Below are 17,849 nucleotides of genomic sequence, written 5' to 3'. Positions count from 1 at the left end.
CCGGCTTGAAGCAAAGTTTTTGCGTTAAGCGCCGGGATCGGTATGCTTAACGCAACATCTGAGCTTTAATCGGAGGGGCGCCATGTCCGCGCAGCACGCCGCACCGACCCCTGCCTGGACGGTGGGGGAGATCGTCGTCCGCCGCATCGACGAGGTCGAACTGGCGCCGGAGACCGGTGCGTGGCTGCTGCCCGGCGCCACCCCCGAGGTGGTCGCCGGCCACCCCTGGCTGCAGCCCGACTTCGTCGGCGCCGACCGGGCGCTGCGCCTGGCCAGCCACAGCTTCGCGGTGGAGGCCGGCGGTCTGCGGATCCTCGTCGACACCGGCGTCGGCAACGGCAAGGACCGCGCCAACCCCGCCTGGCACCGGCTCGACACCGACTACCTCCGCCGCCTGGAGCGGGCCGGCTTCGCCCCCGAGGCGGTCGACCTGGTCGTCCTCACCCACCTGCACACCGACCACGTCGGCTGGAACACCCGCCGGGAGGGGGGCGCCTGGGTGCCCACCTTCCCCAACGCCCGCTACCTCGCCGACCGGGCCGAGTGGGACCACTGGGCCTCCGCGGAGATGGACGGGCCGCGCCGCCAGATGTTCCGCGACTCCGTCCACCCCGTCGCCGAGCACGGCCTCCTCGACCTGGTCGACGTGCCCGCCGACGGCCTGGAGATCGCCCCCGGGGTCACCCTCGTCCCGGCGCCGGGCCACACCCCCGGGCAGGTCGCCGTCCGGCTCGGCAGCGGCGGCGCCGCGGCGGTCATCACCGGGGACTGCATCCACCACCCGGTCCAGCTCGCCGAGCCCGGCATCCACAGCCACGTCGACATCGACCCCGCCCGGGCCGGGGAGACCCGCCGCGAGCTGCTCGCCGCCCTGGCCGACACCGACACCCTGCTGCTCGGCAGCCACTTCCCGCCGCCCACCGCGGGCCTGGTGCGGAGCGACGGCGCGGCCTACCGCCTGCAGCCGGTGCCGCCGGGCACGGTCTGACGGCGTCCGGCGTCCGGCGTCGGGTGTCCGGCGTCAGGAAGCGGCGAGGTGCCGCTCCAGGGCGGTGACGACCAGGCGGTGGTCGTCGGCCTGCGGGAGGCCGGAGACGGCGACCGTGCCGACGACGCCGACACCCTCCACGGTGACCGGGAAGGCGCCGCCGTGCGCGGCGTAGGTGTCCGGGTCGAGCCGGGACTTCTCCTCGAACGTCTCGCCCTTCGCCGCGAACCGCAGGCCCACCAGGTAGGACGAGCAGCCGTAGCGGTCCACGGTGCGGGTCTTGCGCAGCAGCCAGGCGTCGTTGTCGGCCGAACTGCCGGGCAGCGCGCAGTGGAAGAGCTGCTGTCCGTTGCGGCGGATGTCGATCGCCACCGGCGCGTTCTCGGCCCGGGCCAGCTCGACCAGCAGGGTGCCGAGCCGCCAGGCGTCGTCGTTGTCGAAGTGCGGCAGCCGCAGCCGGCGCTCCTCGTCCTCGATCCGGTGGATCAGGACGGCGATCTCCTCGGGGGTGGTCGGACGGCTCATCGGGCGGCCTCGGCGGTCGGAGCGGCCTCGGCGGTCAGCGCGACGGTGCGGCCCTCGGCGGAGGAGCGGCGGGCGGCCTCCAGGACGGCGAGCGCGGCGACCGCGTCGCGCGGGTCGACCGGCGCGGGCGCGCCGTCCCGCAGGGCGCTGACCACGCCGGCGTAGAAGGCCGGGTAGTCGCCGGGCAGCGAGGGGTGCGGGGCGGCGCCGTCCACGGTACCGAGCAGGCCGCGGTCGGCCTCGGCGACCTCGCCCCAGCCGGGGCCGGGGCGCTGCCCGGCGCGCAGCGCGTCCTCCTGCGGGTCCATGCCGTGCACGGTGTACGCGGACCGGTCGCCGAGGACCCGCAGGCGCGGGCCGAGCTGCCCGGCGAGGGCGCTCATCCACAGGTGGGAGCGGACGCCGGAGGCGTGGGTGAGGGCGACGAAGGCGTCGTCGTCGACGGCGGCGCCGGTGCGGCGGGCGTTCACCTCGGCGTGCACGTGGGTGGCCGGGCCGAACAGGGTGAGCGCCTGGTCGACCAGGTGGCTGCCGAGGTCGTAGAGGATGCCGCCGGCGTCGGCCGGGTCGGCGGACTCGCGCCAGCCCTCCTTGAGCTCGGGGCGCCACCGCTCGAAGCGGGACTCGTACCGGTGCACGGTGCCGAGCGCGCCGTCGGCGAGCAGCTGCCGCACGGTGCGGAAGTCGGCGTCCCAGCGGCGGTTCTGGAAGACCGTCAGCAGCAGGCCGCGGGCCTCGGCGAGGTCGGCCAGCGCGGCGGCCTCGGCGGCGGTGGTGGCCAGCGGCTTGTCCACCACCACGGGCAGGCCGGCCTCCAGGGCGGCGCGGGCGATCGGCACGTGGCTGCGGTTGGGGGAGGCGACGACCACCAGGTCCAGCGCGGCCGGGTCGGCGAGCAGCTGCTCGACGGTGTCGACGGCGCGGGCCTGCGGGTGCTCGCGGCGCAGCTGCTCGTGGCGCTCGGGGTCGGCCGTGACCGCGGCGTCCAGCCGCAAGCCCGGGGTGGTGGCGATCAGCGGGGCGTGGAAGGCGGCGCCGGCCATGCCGTAGCCGACCAGGCCGACGCGGAGTGCGGGGCGCTCGGTGCTCGGGGTGCTCTCGGTGGTCATGATGCCAGTTAAACAACAGTGTTTCTTAAGTGCAAGTCCCATCGACCGGAGCCGGGCACAATGGCCCCATGACGACGCCCTCCGGCCCGACCGGCACCAACCTGGCCGGACTGCGCGACCACAACGCCGCGCTCGTCCTCGCCCTGCTCCGCGCCGCCCCGCAGGGCGGCAGCCGGGTCGAACTCGCCGCCCGGACCGGCCTCACCCCGCAGGCCATCGGCAAGATCACCGGTCGGCTGCTCGCCGACGGCATGATCGAGGAGGCCGGCCAGTCCGCCTCCACCGGCGGCAAACCGCGCACCCTGCTCCGGCTGCGCGCCGAGGCCGCCTGCGCCGTCGGAGTCCACCTCGAACGGGACGAACTCACCGTCCTGCTCGTCGACCTGGCCGGCCGCCACCACCACCTGCACACCCGGCCGGTGGACGAGGCCGCCGCCCCCGAGGACGCCGTCCGCCTCGTCGCCGACGAGATCCACCGGGCCGCCGGGGCACTGCCCGCCGGCGCCCGACTGCTCGGCGCCGGGATCGGCTGCCGCGGACCGCTCGACCACGCCGCCGGCGTGCTGCACTGGTTCACGCCCGTCGGCCCCCGCGGCTCCTCCGACTGGCACCACTACCCGCTGCGCGACGAACTCGCCGCCCACCTCGACGGACTGCCCGTCATCGTCGACAAGGACACCAACACCGCGGCCCTCGCCGAGGCCCCCGCCACCCCGCGACCCGGCGGCGGCCTCGCCTACGTCCACCTCGCCGCCGGACTCGGCGCCGGCCTCCTCCTCGACGGCGCCCTCCACCGCGGCACCCGCACCAACGCCGGCGAGTTCGGCCACCAGACCGTGCAGGTCGACGGACCGCGCTGCGCCTGCGGCAACCACGGCTGCCTGGAGGTGCTCTGCCTCGCCGAACTGCGGCGCGGCGACCACGCCGCCGCCGCCCGGCTGATGGGCGTGGGCGTCGCCAACCTCGTCCGGCTGCTCGACATCGACCGCGTCGTCCTCGGTGGACGGGCCGTCCTGGCCGCCCCCGACACCTACCTCGACGGCGTCACCGCCCAGCTCAAGGCCCGCATCCCCGACCCCGAGTGGCAGCCCGTCCCGGTCACCCTCAGCACCGCCGGCCCCCTCGCCGTCGCCGCCGGCGCCGCCGAACTCGTCCTCGGCCCGCTCTTCGGCCGCCGGACCTGAGGCACCGGACCTGAGCCGGGCGGCCCCGGAGGTCAGCGTTCCGGCCCGTTGCGGCGCGTGCGACCTCTCGACTCGGCAACGGTGTCGTCTCGTCCGGCTCCGCCCCGCCCGGCAGTCGGCACGATGGAGCCTGCCGGAGAACCAGGGGGGCGACATCGTGGGAGCACCGCAGAGGGACGGGCGCGGCATCGGATCCGCGGCCGACGGGGTGGTCGCGCTGTTCATGTGGGGGGTCGTCGTCGGGCTCGACAGCTGGCTGCTCGGAGCGATCTGGAGCGGCTACCGGCGTGCGACCGCCCAGGGATGGGACCTGTCGGCCGTGCACGGCCAGGAGAAGTCGGCGCTGCTCACATCCGCGCTGCTGTGCGGCGCGGTCTTGCTCGGAGCCCTGTGCGGCGGCTTCGCCGGGCGGAACGAGACGGCAGCGCGTCGCTGGCGCAACGCGGCGGTGGGGGCACTGGCGGCCCACCTGCTGCTGCTGGGCCTACTGGTCGTCGCGATCCTCGTCCATCCGCCGAGGCTCGTCTTCTGACCACGTGACAGCAGACCATGGCGGACCTCCGGCGCGAGCCGATCCGGTGGAGCCGTGGACTACGGAGCGCCCAGCTTGATCAACGTGCCGTCGGGGCTCAGTCGGTAGGTGCTCGGCGGTCCCATGGCCGCCACAGCTGCCCCGAGTGCGGCCTCCCGCACCGCGGGATCCGGAGCGTCCGGATCCCGCACGAGGAAGCCGTGCAGCCCGATGGTGTCCGCATCCACGTCAGCGGGCTCCGGGCGGCCTGTTACGACGAACCCGCAGAGCGCACGCAGCGCGTCCTCACCCATGTCCAACGGGTGGAACGGCAGCGGGTACGGCTCGTCGTCCTCGTCCGGCCACGGGATGACGGCTGCGCGGCGTTCCCCGGCCCAGTAGGGCAGTTCGAAGGGCAGCGGCTCGCCGATGTCCTCGACGATCCCGTTGTCCGGGGACAGGCTCAGTGAGCGGACGAGGCGACCGTCGTCCCAGACAGCGAAGGCCAGCCAGTCGACCACGCTGTGCATGGCGTGCAGCACCATTCTCCGGCCCGCGCCTGCCGCGACGAGCCCACCCGGGAGCCGGGACGGCAGACCGACCATCATGCGCCGATCGCAGACCAGATCCACCCCCGGCCAACTTCCCGCGTAGGTCCGACCGTCCGGAGGGTAGAGCCCGTCCCACAGGGTCGAGCCGACGGCAGGGTGAATCGCCCAGCCCGGGTGCAGCCGTTGCATCATGGCGGTCGTCCGCTCCAGGCCCGCCTCACCCACCTGCCTCAGGCGGCGCGGCCCGTCTCCGTCGGCATACACGAGCAGACCGGTCTTGGCTCCCAAGGCCCCTCCCCACAGCGGAATCCACGGTGCGGCCGCACCCTACTCACGAGTGCTGACAGGCGGACGTCGGCTGCTTGGAGTGCCGTGACCGGCCCGGGGGAGTGTCGCCGGCCGGGCGCTCAGCCGCCGTCCTGGCGTTGTGCCCTGCCCTCGCGCAGGAGGACTCGCCAGCCGCCCGCCCGGTTGTCCGCGGCGATCTGGCGGAACATCGCCTGCAGGGCGGGTGCGTTGATCTCCTCGCCCTCGCGGTAGGCCACCGTGCGGCCGGTGGTGTTGCGGTGTCCGGCGGTGATGATGCCCTCCGGGTCCGGCACGATCCCGCCGTCGTACAGGAACACGTTCACGTGGTCCTTGGCCGCCAGCAGGGCGCAGATGTTGCCCTGCAGCACGAAGTACGGCCGGACCGTCCGCTTGACCGTCTCCTCGACCTCCGGATCGGCGCCGTGCACCAGGTCCCTGACCTGCCGGCAGATCGCCTGCTGCCAGGCGGGCAGTGCGTCGATGTACGCGTCCACCCGCGGGTCGGTCCGGTACTCCACCGCATTCCTCCCGCCGTTCCCGGATCACGCCGCACCGAGCCTAACCGGCGCCGGGCCGCTGCCCCGGGCAGCGTTCAGCCGTGTCGGTCGCCGGTGCGCAGGCCGGCGAGCAGGGTGTCGATGGTGCGGCGGGTGGTGGCGGCCATGTCGACGGACTGCGGGGCCAGCAGCCACTGCAGCTGGAGGCCGTCCATCACCGCGATGATCGCGTTGGCGACCGACTCCACGTCCGTGTCGGCGCGGGTCTCACCCAGCTCGCAGGCCTCCGTCAGCGCCTCCGCCACCATCGCGCGCAGGCCGGCGTAGCGGCTGCGGAAGAAGTCCTGGGCGGGGTGGCCCTCGGTGACGCTCTCGGCGGAGAGCACCGCGTACAGCCGGACGATGCCCTCGCGTTCGGTGTTGCGCCGCACCGTCTCCACCAGGTGGTCGAGGAAGGCCAGGCCGCGCGGGCGTTCCGGGCCGAGCTGCGCCATCTCGGAGGTGTCGCGCAGCTCCAGGACGCCGCTGAGCAGGGCGGTCTTGGAGCGGAAGTGGTGCAGCAGGCCGGGCTGGGTGAGGCCGGCCCGTTCGGCGATCTCGGCGAGCGAGGCGTGGTGGTAGCCGCGGGTCGCGAAGGTCTCCACGGCGATGGCCAGGATCTCCTCGCGGCGGCGGGCGCCGCCGGCGCGGGGGGAGCGGGTGCCGGAGGCCCGGTCGGCCGGGCGGTCGGCGGTGCGGTCGAGGGTCACCGGGTGAGTGTACGAGCCGCCCGGCCGGCCCGGCGTGCCGGTGGCCGCGCCGGCTCCCGACGATCCGTCACGCTGTGAAAAAAGTGGCGCAGGAGACTTACCTAGTGGTCGGTAGGTCTGATTGCATGTCAGCTGCCCTCGGCTGTGCACCACCGGCGCGGCCCGTTAGCCGCCGCCGGACGCGCCTGTGTGCGCGTGTCCGCCCATCCACCGTGAGACGGAGAGCCACGTGGAACCCACCCGCTTCGGCCCCACCCGCCGCCCGCGTCGCCGGGCCCTGCTCGCCGGCGCCGTGCTCGCCGCGTCCGCCCTGGCCGCGGGCACCGTGCCGCTCGGCGCGGCGCAGGCCGCCGACCGGGCCGGCGGCCGCCCGCTGCCGTACCTCGATGCGCGGCTGCCCGTGCAGCAGCGGGTCACCGACCTGCTCGCACGGATGACCCTGGACGAGAAGATCGGCCAGATGACCCAGGCCGAGCGGAACGCCGTCGACGCGAACCGGGCGCAGATCACCGACCTCGGGCTCGGCTCCCTGCTGTCCGGCGGCGGCTCGACACCCACCCCGAACACCCCTGCGGCCTGGGCCGACATGGTCGACGCCTACCAGGAGCGCGCCCTCGCCACCCGCCTGCACATCCCGCTGATCTACGGCGTCGACTCGGTGCACGGCCACAACAACCTGGTCGGCGCCACCGTCTTCCCGCACAACATCGCGATGGGCGCCACCCGCGACCCGGACCTCGTCGAGGACGCCGCCCACATCACCGCGGCCGAGACCCGCGCGACCGGCCCGCAGTGGGTGTTCGCGCCGTGCGTCTGCGTGGCCCGCGACGACCGGTGGGGCCGCACCTACGAGAGCTACGGCGAGGACCCGGACCTGGTCTCCCGAATGGAGACCGCCGTCGACGGCTTCCAGGGCGACGGCCGCCGGGACCTGGCCCGCCCCGACCGGGTGCTCGCCACCGTCAAGCACTACGCCGGCGACGGCGACACCGCCTACGGCAGTTCCACCAGCGGAAGTTACAAGCTCGACCAGGGCGTCACGATCACCGACCGGGAGCACTTCCGCACCGTCGACCTCGCCCCCTACGTCACCGCCGTCCGCAAGCACGACGTCGGCAGCATCATGCCCTCCTACTCCAGCGTCGACTGGACGGAGGACGGCATCGGAAACCCCGTCAAGATGAGCGCCAACAAGGAACTGCTCACCGACGTCCTCAAGCAGAAGATCGGCTTCGACGGCTTCCTGATCAGCGACTGGGACGCCATCAACCAGATCCCCGGCGACTACCCCACCCAGGTGCGCACCGCCGTCAACGCCGGCCTCGACATGTTCATGGTCCCGTACAGCGCCGGGAAGTTCGAGCAGGCCCTGCTCGCCGAGGTGCAGGCCGGCCGCGTCCCGACCGCCCGGATCGACGACGCGGTGCGCCGCATCCTGCGTGCCAAGTTCGAACTCGGCCTCTTCGAGCACCCGTACACCGACCGCGGCAACGCCCCCGCGATCGGCTCCGCCGCCCACCGCGCGGTCGCCCGCCGGGCCGTCGCCGAGTCCCAGGTGCTGCTCAAGAACGCCGACCGCGCCCTGCCGCTGAAGCCCCACCAGAAGATCTACGTCGCCGGCGCCAACGCCGACGACATCGGCAACCAGGCCGGCGGATGGACCGTCACCTGGCAGGGCCAGAGCGGCGCCGCCATCCCCGGCACCACGATCCTCCAGGGCATCCGGCAGTACGCCCCGGACGCCGCCTACAGCAGCGACGCCTCCGCGCCCGCCGCCGGCTACGACGTCGGCATCGTCGTCGTCGGCGAGACGCCGTACGCCGAGGGCATGGGCGACGTCGGCAACGGCCACACCCTGGACCTCTCCGACACCGACCGGGCGACCATCGACCGCGTCTGCGCCGCCGTTCCCACCTGCGTCGTCCTCGACGTGGCCGGCCGCCCGCAGATCATCACCGGCGAGCTGCCCAAGGCGGACGCCTTCGTGATGTCCTGGCTGCCCGGCAGCGAGGGCGCCGGCGTCGCCGACGTGCTCTTCGGCAAGCGTCCCTTCACCGGCAAGCTCCCGGTCAGCTGGCCGCGCAGCGAGGCCCAGGAGCCGATCAACATCGGCGACCGCCACTACGACCCGCTCTTCGCGTACGGCTTCGGCCTCACCACCCGCCGCTGACCGCACACCGGCGGACGGTCACGAGCCACCCGCCGCCGCCGCCGACCCGGCGGTGGCGGGGACCGGGCGGAGGGCCCTCCCGGCGCAGGGAGGGTCCTCCGCGCACCCGGCACGGCGGTGCAGACTGGAGCCGTGCACCGAGCCTTCGTCCACGAGGCGCTCGTCGCCCTCGAACCGGGCGGCGACCCGGGCGCCCCCGGCGCCGCCGTCACCGTCGGGCTCTGCGGCGGCTGGGAGCACGAACCGCCGTGCCCGCTCGCCCCGCACCACACCGCCACCGAGCCCGCGGACGGACCCGGCCGGCACCGGCTGCGCATCCTCTTCGCCGCCGACCCCGCCGAGGAGCACGAGGCCCGGACACGCATCGAGACCGCCCTGCGCCGCGGCAGCCTGACCGGGCCCGACGGCGTCCGATCCCGCTGGCGGCTGCTGGACGCGGCCCCGGGCACGCCGAACCCCGAGGAGGCCGAGCGCGCCCTGCGCCTCGCCGGATCCTGAGGCGGCCGCCGGCGGGACACGCGGGGGAGAACCGCCCGGCCCGGCGGAGACCCGCCCCGCGCATACGATCGGGAGCACTGGGCCGCCGTCCGGTCGCGCACCGGGGGAAGACAGGTGCGCGCGTGATCGCGCTGGTCGTCAGCATGGGGACGCTCTTCGCCTGGGCCCTGGTGGCCGGCCGGCTGGCCCGCTGGAGCATCACCGCGCCAGTCGCGATGACCGCCGCCGGCGTGGCGCTCACCGTCGGCCCGCACCCGCTGGTGACCGTCACCCTCACCACCGCGGACGCCGAACGCGCCGTCGAGATCATCCTCGCGGTGCTGCTGTTCACCGACGCCACCGCCGTACCGAAGGGCATCGTCCGTGGCCACCGCCGCCTGCTCGCCCGGCTGCTCCTGGTCGCGCTGCCGCTCACCGTCCTCACCGGCGTGCTCGTCGGCGGCCTGCTCTTCCCGTCCGGCCGCTGGTGGCTGGTCGCGCTGTTCGCCTCCGTCACCGTGGCCGTCGACCTGGCGCCCGCCGCCGAACTGATCAAGGACAGCCGGCTGCCCGCCTGGCTGCGCGGCGTCCTCACCGTCGAGACCGGCCTCAACGACGGCATCCTCGCCCCCGTCTTCCTGCTCTGCCTGGCCGGCGCCGAGGCCTACGGTGACATCCCGCAGCCCTCCGGCGACCCGCTCGGCGACGCCCTCAACGCCGTGCTCTGGGCCGTCGTCGCGGGCGCCCTGGTCGGCAGACCGGGCGGCGTGCTGCTGCGCCGCGCCTGGCAGGCCGGCTGGACCAGGCCGTCCGCCGTCCGGCTCGGAATCCTCGCGCTGCCGCTCGCCGCGTACGGGCTGGGCATCGTGCTGGACGGCAGCGGCTTCATCGCCGCGTTCGTCGCCGGACTGTGCTTCGCGCCCGACGCACGGGCGCTGCCGCCCAAGGCCCTGCACCTGGTCGAGGACGTCGGTGCCCTGCTCTCGCTCGCCCTCTGGTTCGTCTTCGGCGAGCTCGTCACCCAGGCGTTCACCGGCGACTTCGACGGCCGGGTGGTGGCCTACGCCGCCCTCTCGCTGACCGTCGTCCGTGTCGTCCCCGTCCTGCTCGCTCTGACCGGCAGTGGCCTCGACCGGGCCGACCGGCTGCTGCTCGCCTGGCTCGGCCCGCGGGGCATGGCCACCATCGTCTACGGCCTGCTCGCCTTCAGCAGCCTCGCCCCGGTCGACCCGCACGCCGCCGACCTGGTCGGCCAACTGATGACCATGACCGTGCTGATGAGCCTCGTCCTGCACGGCCTGACCTACGGCCCGCTGGCCGCCCGCTGCGCCCGCCACGGCCGGGCCGCCGCGAGCAGGTGAGGGGGTGTCACCGCGGTGCGATTGAATGGCCGTTTCACCGACGGAACGGGGGAGTGGCGTGAACGGGGACGAACTGGTGGCGGCCGCGCGGCGGCCGACGACCGAATGGCTGGAGTCCTGCTTCGGCCCGGGGACGGTCTGGCGGCCGGCCGAGGCCGAGCTGCCGGAGCGGCTGGCGGACGCCGGGGCGCGGGCCTTCCTCACGACGGTCGGGCTGCCCGCCGTCAGCCTCGCCTTCGCGGACTGGGACTCCACCGGCCTGCCCGCGGACGGCATGTGGGAGGAGGACCCGGACGAGCTCTTCGGCAACCGCACGCCGGACGACGACTCGCCGCCCGTCTGCCTCGCGTACAGCATCGGCACCCACCAGGCGCGGCACCTGATGCTCCGGGGCGACACCGGCACCGTCGAGGTCTACGACCCCGACGGCTGGGACCACGCGTGCGGCTACGGCGGCCACGCGGCCGGTGCGCTGCCCGAACTGGTCGGCGCCCTCGGCCTGCTCGCCCGATACGAGGCCGGCCTAACCGGCGACGACGCGGACGCCGCCCGCGCCGAGTTCACCGCCCTGCTGGCGGAGTTGGGCCAGGGGCCGGGCGATTCTTCGTTCTGGGAGCACCTGCTGACGAGCCTGGAGGAGGAGTGCGGAGCCTGGGAGGACTGACGGCCGGTCGGGCCCGCCCGGCCTTCACCGGGCGGCCCAGCAGGATGCCGGCCAGGATCAGTGCCGTCCCGGCCAGCTGGCGCGGCGTCAGCACCTCCCCGGCGAGCGAGGTGCCCAGCACCACGCCCGTCACCGGGTTGAGCAGGCCGACCAGCCCCACCGTCCCGGCCGGCAGGTGCCGCAGGCCGGCGAACCAGGCGACAAAGGCGAGGGCGGTGGCCACCACCGTCACATAGCCGAAGGCCAGCAGCTCGGACGCGCCGAGCGCCGGCGGCGGCCCCTCGACGACCGCGGCGACCGGCAGCAGGAGCAGCCCGCCGGCGACCAGCTGCCACGCGGTGGAGGCCAGCAGCCCGGCGCCGGTGCCCCACCGCTTGCCGAGCACGAAGCCGATCGAGGAGACCAGCATCGCCGCCGCCGAGGCCAGTACCCCCGGCAGGCTCACCCGGCCCGTCCCGCCCAGCAGCATCAGGCACACCCCGCCCATGCCGATCCCGGCCCCGGCCAGGTGGGCGGGGCGGGGCCGCTCGCCGAGCAGGGCCCAGCCGGCCAGCATCATCACCACCGGGGCGAGCGCCATCACGGTGGACGCCACGCTGGTCGCCAGCAGCTGCGAGGCGGTGTAGACGAGCACGAAGAAGGAGCTGGTGTTGAGCAGCCCGAGCACCACGGACCGCCACCACCAGGCGCCGCGCGGCAGCGCCCTGGCGAGAGCCAGCAGGAGCAGCCCGGCGGGCAGCGCACGGACGGCCGCGCCGGACAGCGGATGGTCCGGCGGCAGGAACCGCTGGGTGACGAAGTAGTTGACCCCCCAGGCCACCGGTGCGACCGCCGTGACCAGGATCCACCGCAGATTGGCTTCCATGGAAGACAATATAGCTTCCCTGGAAGATATAATCGCGGCATGGACCGGCAGCCGCTCGACCACGTAGCCCGCATCCAGGCCGAATGGGCCCGCGAACGCCCCGACCTCGACGTGGGGCCCCAGGGCGTCATCGGGCGCCTGCACCGCCTCGCCGCACTCCTCACCGAGGAGCTCTGCCTCGTCTACCGCCGCTACGGCCTCGGCGAGGGTGAGTTCGACGTCCTGGCCGCGCTCCGCCGCGCCGGGGACCCTTTCGAACGCGCCCCCGGCGAGCTCGCCGCGCACACCATGGTCACCACCGGCGCCATGACCAAGCGGATCGACCGCCTGGAGCGGGCCGGGCTCGTCACCCGCCGCCGCAGCGAGGCCGACGCCCGCGGCAGGGTGGTCGCCCTCACCCCCGCCGGCCGCGATCTGATCGACCGGGCCTTCGCCGAGCACATGCGCAACGAGCGCCGCCTCGTCGAGGCACTCACCCCCGCCGAGGCGGCCTCCCTCGAAACACTGCTCACCTCGTGGCTCGCCCACGTGGAGACCCCGCGGCCCCCGGGCGGGCCCTGACGGCCGGATCGGTTCGCGAACACCGGCCCGCACGGCGGCTGCGACGGGCGGGACGCGCCCCCGGCCGTCGAGCGGGCCCTCGTCGCCGGAAATCACGCGCCCGACGGCGCCGCCGCACGTACCCTTCTCGCCGTCCGATGCCACCAACTCGCCGACAGCGACACGGATTTACCCGGATCGAGTGACCTGCGGCCGGACATGCCGAGCACACCGCCGGCCCCCTGGAAGGATCGCGTCCGCACCGGTCCCCCGACCGGCCCGGCACCTGCCGCCCGTGCGCGCCTCCCGCACCGCGGAACCCGCACGTCCCGCAGATCCCGCACGTCCCGCACCGCATCGCCTCGCCGCACCAGACCGGCAGCCCGAACGCCGACCCGAGGAGCAGCATGTCCGAGCCGAGTGTGACCCCCGACGACCAGCCGGTGCCGTCCGCCCCGCAGCCGCCGGAGGGGGACCACCCGCGCGACGAGCAGATCCGCGCCCGCTTCCCCGGCGACCAGAGCGTCACCGCCGGGGCCACCATGTCCACCGCGGCGATGCTCCGCCGGATGCCCGAACTCGTGCGCCGCGCCATGGCGTTGGCCTGGGCCGCCGACCGCGCCTCGACCGGCTGGCTGCTGGTCTGCCAGCTGCTCTCCGGCGTGTTCGGCGCCCTGGCGCTGTACGCCACCACCCGTACCCTGGACGCGCTGCTCGTCCCCGGCCCGGTCGACGCCCATCTGCTGGACGCCGCCCCCTCGTTGACGCTGCTCGCGGTCTCCGCCGGGCTGCACGCGGTGCTCGGCATCGCGGTCGCCGCACTGGCCGCCCGGGTCTCGCCGCGGGTCAACCGGGAGGCCGACCTCGCACTGATCGCCGCCGGCTGTGCCGCCGAGCTCAAGGCCTACGACGAGCCCGCCTACAACGAGCAGTGGGAGTCCGCGGACCGCGGCGCGGCCACCACACCGGACCTGCTCTCCAACGCCCAGGACCTGATCGCCTCCACCGTCTCCCTGGTCTCGGCGGCCGGCGTGCTGGCGACCCTGCACCTGTGGCTGGTGCCCTTCCTGCTGCTCGGTTCGGTGCCGAGCGGTGTCGCCGCCGTCCGCACCGCCCGGATCCACTACCTGGCCGCCGTCACCACCAACGAGGAGCGGCAGGCGCTGCGGATCTACCGCTGGTTCCTGATCGACAAGTTGCGGGCCGACCAGGTCCGCTCCGACCAGGTCACCCCGTTCATGATGGCGACCTACCGGGAGGTCGAGGCGCGCATCGCGGCCGCCACCGACCGGGCCGCCCGGCAGGCGGCCCGGGTGTCCCTGGTGGCCGCCCTCGGCAGCGGCGCCGGCAGTGCCCTGATCTGGGGCGCCCTGCTGTACCTGGTCGCCTCCGGCCGGATCGGCCTCGCCGCCGCCGGCGGCGCCGCGTTCGCGCTGCGCACCGCCGCGACCGGCGTCCAGGGCATGGTCGGCAACGGCGCCCGCCTCTACCGGACGGGTCTGTACCTGGACGACTTCTTCACCTTCCTCGACGAGGCCGGCGGCCACCGCATCCGGCGCGGCGACGTGGTACCGGGTGCCCCGGCGGCGGTGGAGGTCGAGGACGTCTCCTACACCTACCCCGGCGACCAGCAGGAACCGGCGCTGGACCGGGTCAGCATGACGCTGCGGCGCGGCGAGGTGGTGGCGGTCATCGGGCAGAACGGCAGCGGCAAGTCCACCCTGCTCAAGCTGCTGGCCGGCCTCTACCTGCCGCAGTCCGGCCGGATCGCCTGGGACGGCGTGCCGGTCGAACAGCTGGACGCCGAAGGGATGTGGACCCGGGTGGCCCGGGTCCCGCAGGAGTTCGCCCGCTGGCCGCTGCGGGCCGCCGAGAACATCCACCTCGGCCACGGACCGGAGAGCCGGACGGACGGGGTGCGGCGGGCCGCCGCCCGGACGGGCTTCGACGAGGTGGTCGCCCGCCTGCGCTCCGGCTGGGGCACCCTGCTCGCCCAGGGCTGGCTCGGCGGCGCGGAGCTCTCCGGCGGCGGCTGGCAGCGCGCGGCCGTCGCCCGGGCGCTGTACCGCACCTCGCTCAACCCCGGTCTGCTGATCCTCGACGAGCCGACGTCCGACCTCGACCCGCGCGCCGAGCACCGCATCCTGCACGCCCTGCGCGAGTACGCGCCGGAGCGGATCACGCTGCTGGTCACCCACAACATCGCCAACGCGAGGGTCGCCGACCGGGTGGTGGTGATGGACCGCGGCCGGGTGGTGCAGACCGGCACCTGGACGGAGCTCGCGGAGCAGCCGGACGGACTGTTCCGTGAGCTCCTGGACCTCCAGCGGGACCGCACCGTCCCCGCCCCGCGGACCGTCACCGATCCCGTTCACTGAGCCGGGTCGCGCGGCGGCGCCCTGGGGTCAGTCCTCGCGCATGCCCCACGGGGAGCCGTAGTCGGTGAGCAGGTCGAGGAAGGGCTGCGCGGGCAGCGCCTCCGGGCCGAGCACGCCGGAGCCGGACCACGCGCCGGTGGCGACGAGCTCCAGGGCGATCACCGGGTTGATCGCCGTCTGCCAGACCACGGCCTGCGAGCCGTACTCGCGCATCGACCACTGGTTGTCGACCACGTGGTACAGGTACACCTCGCGGGGCCGGCCGTCCTTGGTGCCCTTGACCCAGGTGCCGGCGCAGGTCTTGCCGTGCATCCGCTCGCCGAGGTCGGCGGGGTTGGGCAGGACGGCGGCGACCACGTCCCGCGGCGAGACCTTCGCCGGGCCGAGGTCGCTGCCCACGGTGACGGGGGCGGTGCTGTCCAGGCCGAGCGCGTGCAGGGTCTTCAGCTTGTCGATGAAGTCGTCACCGAGGCCGTACTTGAAGGTGACCCGCTTGGCGTCGACCCAGCGCGGCACCAGCAGCACCTCCTCGTGCTCCACGTTGACGCACTCGACCGGGCCGATGCCCTCCGGGAAGTCGAAGACCTCCGGCTCGCTGAACGGCGCGGTGGTGAACCAGCCGCGGTCGGCCTCGTAGACCACCGGCGGGTTGAGGCACTCCTCGATGGTGGTCCAGATGCTGAACGACGGGGCGAAGTCGTAGCCCTCGACGGTGAGGTTGGCGCCGTCGCGGATGCCGATCTCCTCGATCTCGTCGAAGAGCTCGTCCGCGGCGTACCGGGCGAAGACGTCGGAGAGGCCGGGCTCCACACCCATGCCCACCAGCGCGAGCAGTCCGGACTTCTCCCACTCCTCGGCGCGCTCGAACTGGCGGTCGCCGAGTTTCACCCCGCACAGCTCGTAGGGCCGCTCGGAGTGCGGCTTGGACAGCGACATCGCCATGTCGACATAGTGAGAGCCAGCCGCCAGGGCGGCCTCGAACAGCGGCATGACGAAGCGCGGGTCGGTGGCGTTCAGCAGGACGTCGCAGCGGTGGTGGGTGAGCAGCGCGCGGACGGCGGCCTCGTCGGAGGCGTCCACCTGCCGGGCGCTGAACCGGTCGCCGGCCTCGCCGAGCGCGGCGACCGCGGCCTCGGCCCGGGAGAGGTCGTAGTCGGCGACGACCATGTGGTCGAAGAACGGGCGGCGGGCCGCGATCCGGGTGACGGCCGTGCCGACGCCGCCGGCTCCCACAAGCAGTACTCGCATGGCAGAACTCTTCCTTCCCTGGCGGGTTCCCGCCTGTCGGAAGGAAACCCCCGGCGGTTGCGCAAGGTCAATGGCGTTGGCATAAGCTCACCCGCACAGCAGTCCGAGGGGAGCAGTGCCGTGCCGAAGCAGGTCGTGCCCGAGTCGCAGCGCCGCAGGCGCCGCCCGACCAAGCAGGGCGCCGTGCTCTCCGAGCAGCTGATCGTGCGGACGGCGCTGCGGATGCTGCGCGAGCACGGCGGCAGCGGCCTCACCGCCCGCCGCCTCGGCCTCGCGCTCGGCTGCGACCCGAGCGCCCTCTACCGCTACTTCCGCGGCATGGACGACCTGACCCTCGCCATCGGCGACGAGCTCATCGGCCGCGCCCTGGAGGGCTGGCAGGCCGGCGGCCGCTGGCAGGACGACCTGCGCGAGCTCGGCCTGCGCATCCACCGCTCCTACCTCGACCACCCGCAGGCCGCCGCGCTCACCGCCAGCCGGGTCACCGGCCGGGCCCGGGAGATCGCCGCCGACGAGACGATCCTCGGCATCCTGCGCACCGCCGGCTTCCCCGACCCGGCGGCCGTCCGGGTCTACCACGCCTTCATCGACCAGGCGCTCGCCTTCGCAGCCCTGGACGCCGCCTCGCTCGCCCTGCCCGGCGAGGCCCGTGAGGCCGACGAGCGGATGTGGGAGTCGACCTACGCCCGGCTGCCCGAGGACACCCACCCGCACATCGCGGCCACCTCAGGACTGCTCGCCGCCCGGATGACCGACAGCGCCTACCCGGTCGCCCTCGACATGCTGCTCGACAGCGCCGAACGGCAGCTCTCCCCGCTTCTTTGACGGTCCGTCACGTCATCGCGTCGAGGCGCGGGCGGAAATCCGTTTGCGGCGCCCGCCCGGTGAGCGGCAGAGTGGGCGCACCGCCGACCGGGCCCAGGAGAGGAGCGCACCGTGACCACCATCGACCGTGGCCGCTCCTCGTATCCGCGCACCGCGAACCACCGCTTCCCGACCGCGCGTTGACCGGGCGTCCGCCCGCTCCGACGCCGCGCGCCACCGAGGGCGAGCCGGGCATCGGCGAGCCCAAGGGCCTGTAAAGCCCCCGCTTCGGCTGTGACGGTTCGAATCCGTCCTCGCCCACCTCGGAACCTTCCGCCGCGCCGCCGTGCGCACACCGCTGCATGCCAGGATGGCGCACATGCTGCCCGTACGCGTCGCCCACACCGCCGATCTCGACAGCGCCGCCCTCACCGACGCCCGCCGGCTGCTCGACGAGGTCTTCGCCCCCGACATGACGGACGAGGACTGGGAGCACTGCCTGGGCGGCCTGCACATCCTGGTCCGGGACGGCGCCGAACTGGTCGGCCACGCCGCCGTCGTCCAGCGCCGCCTGCTGCACGGCGGACGGGCGCTGCGCACCGGCTACGTCGAGGGCGTCGCCGTCCGCGCCGACCGGCAGCGCCGGGGGATCGGCGCCGCGATGATGGCCGAGGTCGCCCGGATCGCCCGCGGCGCCTACGACCTGGCCGCACTCGGCAGCACCGACACCGCCGTCCCCTTCTACACCGACCGCGGCTGGCAGCCGTGGCAGGGACGCACCTTCGCCCTCACCCCGGACGGCGTCCGGCGCACCCCGGAGGAGGACGACGGCATCTACGTCCTCCCGCTCGCCGTGCCCCTGGATCTCACCGGGGACCTGGTCGCCGACTGGCGCGACGGCGAGGTCTGGTGACCCGGG

General features: G+C 74.4%; 18 protein-coding genes and 1 tRNA gene. 12 read left to right on the top strand and 7 right to left on the bottom strand.

What is annotated here, in order from left to right; translation table 11 throughout:
* Positions 1-82: 82 nt before the first annotated feature.
* Complete coding sequence (locus tag AB0P35_RS22010; protein WP_363513021.1) at positions 83-988, top strand: MBL fold metallo-hydrolase; 906 nt, start codon at positions 83-85, stop codon at positions 986-988.
* A gap of 33 nt (positions 989-1,021) precedes the next feature.
* Here AB0P35_RS22010 and AB0P35_RS22005 read toward each other — a convergent pair whose 3' ends face one another.
* Positions 1,022-1,513 (bottom strand): heme-degrading domain-containing protein, encoded by a 492-nt coding sequence (locus AB0P35_RS22005; RefSeq protein ID WP_363513018.1) that lies wholly within the window; start codon positions 1,511-1,513, stop codon positions 1,022-1,024.
* Complete coding sequence (locus AB0P35_RS22000) at positions 1,510-2,622, bottom strand: Gfo/Idh/MocA family oxidoreductase (RefSeq protein ID WP_363513015.1); 1,113 nt, start codon at positions 2,620-2,622, stop codon at positions 1,510-1,512. Before AB0P35_RS22000 ends, AB0P35_RS22005 begins: the two co-directional genes overlap by 4 nt.
* 68 nt (positions 2,623-2,690) lie before the next feature.
* Here AB0P35_RS22000 and AB0P35_RS21995 point away from each other — a divergent pair, with 68 nt between their 5' ends.
* Both AB0P35_RS21995 and AB0P35_RS21990 read left to right on the top strand, forming a co-directional pair.
* Positions 2,691-3,806, top strand: a complete 1,116-nt coding sequence (locus AB0P35_RS21995) for an ROK family protein (RefSeq protein WP_363513012.1) — start codon at positions 2,691-2,693, stop codon at positions 3,804-3,806.
* A 157-nt stretch (positions 3,807-3,963) separates the two neighbouring features.
* Positions 3,964-4,338, top strand: coding sequence for a hypothetical protein (locus tag AB0P35_RS21990; protein ID WP_363513009.1), 375 nt, complete (start codon positions 3,964-3,966; stop codon positions 4,336-4,338).
* A gap of 59 nt (positions 4,339-4,397) precedes the next feature.
* On the opposite strand, the gene AB0P35_RS21985 is transcribed toward AB0P35_RS21990, so the two are convergent.
* The 3 genes from AB0P35_RS21985 to AB0P35_RS21975 all read right to left on the bottom strand — a co-directional run bounded on the left by AB0P35_RS21985 (position 4,398) and on the right by AB0P35_RS21975 (position 6,423).
* Positions 4,398-5,156: a hypothetical protein gene (locus tag AB0P35_RS21985; RefSeq protein WP_363513006.1), complete on the bottom strand. Its 759-nt coding sequence runs from the start codon at positions 5,154-5,156 to the stop codon at positions 4,398-4,400.
* A gap of 119 nt (positions 5,157-5,275) precedes the next feature.
* Entirely contained in the window at positions 5,276-5,695 is a 420-nt protein-coding gene (locus AB0P35_RS21980; RefSeq protein WP_363513003.1) for a DUF1801 domain-containing protein, read from the bottom strand.
* A 74-nt stretch (positions 5,696-5,769) separates the two neighbouring features.
* Positions 5,770-6,423: a TetR family transcriptional regulator gene (locus AB0P35_RS21975; protein ID WP_363513000.1), complete on the bottom strand. Its 654-nt coding sequence runs from the start codon at positions 6,421-6,423 to the stop codon at positions 5,770-5,772.
* 229 nt (positions 6,424-6,652) lie between these two features.
* On the opposite strand from AB0P35_RS21975, the gene AB0P35_RS21970 reads away from it, so the two are divergent.
* The 4 genes from AB0P35_RS21970 to AB0P35_RS21955 all read left to right on the top strand — a co-directional run bounded on the left by AB0P35_RS21970 (position 6,653) and on the right by AB0P35_RS21955 (position 11,095).
* Positions 6,653-8,593 carry a glycoside hydrolase family 3 N-terminal domain-containing protein gene (locus AB0P35_RS21970; protein ID WP_363512998.1) on the top strand — a complete coding sequence of 647 codons (1,941 nt, stop codon included), beginning with the start codon at positions 6,653-6,655 and terminating at the stop codon, positions 8,591-8,593.
* Between the two features lie 132 nt (positions 8,594-8,725).
* Positions 8,726-9,091: a hypothetical protein gene (locus AB0P35_RS21965; protein ID WP_363512996.1), complete on the top strand. Its 366-nt coding sequence runs from the start codon at positions 8,726-8,728 to the stop codon at positions 9,089-9,091.
* A 122-nt stretch (positions 9,092-9,213) separates the two neighbouring features.
* Positions 9,214-10,431: a cation:proton antiporter gene (locus AB0P35_RS21960; protein ID WP_363512994.1), complete on the top strand. Its 1,218-nt coding sequence runs from the start codon at positions 9,214-9,216 to the stop codon at positions 10,429-10,431.
* 58 nt (positions 10,432-10,489) lie between these two features.
* Complete coding sequence (locus AB0P35_RS21955) at positions 10,490-11,095, top strand: SUKH-4 family immunity protein (RefSeq protein WP_363512991.1); 606 nt, start codon at positions 10,490-10,492, stop codon at positions 11,093-11,095.
* Here AB0P35_RS21955 and AB0P35_RS21950 read toward each other — a convergent pair.
* Positions 10,992-11,960 carry an EamA family transporter gene (locus AB0P35_RS21950; protein ID WP_363512988.1) on the bottom strand — a complete coding sequence of 323 codons (969 nt, stop codon included), beginning with the start codon at positions 11,958-11,960 and terminating at the stop codon, positions 10,992-10,994. The two genes, AB0P35_RS21955 and AB0P35_RS21950, sit on opposite strands and share 104 nt — an antisense overlap.
* A gap of 39 nt (positions 11,961-11,999) precedes the next feature.
* On the opposite strand from AB0P35_RS21950, the gene AB0P35_RS21945 reads away from it, so the two are divergent.
* Both AB0P35_RS21945 and AB0P35_RS21940 read left to right on the top strand, forming a co-directional pair.
* Positions 12,000-12,521 carry a MarR family transcriptional regulator gene (locus AB0P35_RS21945; RefSeq protein ID WP_363512985.1) on the top strand — a complete coding sequence of 174 codons (522 nt, stop codon included), beginning with the start codon at positions 12,000-12,002 and terminating at the stop codon, positions 12,519-12,521.
* A 386-nt stretch (positions 12,522-12,907) separates the two neighbouring features.
* On the top strand, positions 12,908-14,878 hold the full coding sequence (locus AB0P35_RS21940) for an ABC transporter ATP-binding protein (RefSeq protein ID WP_363512983.1): 1,971 nt from the start codon (positions 12,908-12,910) through the stop codon (positions 14,876-14,878).
* 27 nt (positions 14,879-14,905) lie between these two features.
* Here the strand turns inward: AB0P35_RS21940 and AB0P35_RS21935 are convergent, their stop codons facing one another.
* The gene (locus AB0P35_RS21935) at positions 14,906-16,126 is read right to left on the bottom strand and encodes a saccharopine dehydrogenase C-terminal domain-containing protein (protein WP_363512981.1); all 1,221 of its coding nucleotides are present in this window, start codon (positions 16,124-16,126) and stop codon (positions 14,906-14,908) included.
* A gap of 120 nt (positions 16,127-16,246) precedes the next feature.
* On the opposite strand from AB0P35_RS21935, the gene AB0P35_RS21930 reads away from it, so the two are divergent.
* The 3 genes from AB0P35_RS21930 to AB0P35_RS21920 all read left to right on the top strand — a co-directional run bounded on the left by AB0P35_RS21930 (position 16,247) and on the right by AB0P35_RS21920 (position 17,843).
* Entirely contained in the window at positions 16,247-16,951 is a 705-nt protein-coding gene (locus tag AB0P35_RS21930; RefSeq protein ID WP_363512979.1) for a helix-turn-helix domain-containing protein, read from the top strand.
* A 220-nt stretch (positions 16,952-17,171) separates the two neighbouring features.
* A tRNA-Tyr gene (locus AB0P35_RS21925) sits at positions 17,172-17,251 on the top strand.
* A 58-nt stretch (positions 17,252-17,309) separates the two neighbouring features.
* On the top strand, positions 17,310-17,843 hold the full coding sequence (locus AB0P35_RS21920) for a GNAT family N-acetyltransferase (protein ID WP_363512977.1): 534 nt from the start codon (positions 17,310-17,312) through the stop codon (positions 17,841-17,843).
* Positions 17,844-17,849 lie beyond the last annotated feature (6 nt).

The organism is Kitasatospora sp. NPDC085879 (assembly GCF_040686255.1).
Classification (GTDB): Bacteria; Actinomycetota; Actinomycetes; order Streptomycetales; family Streptomycetaceae; genus Kitasatospora.
Note: the sequence above shows the minus strand (reverse complement) of the source record. Positions and strands in the feature narration are given on the sequence as shown.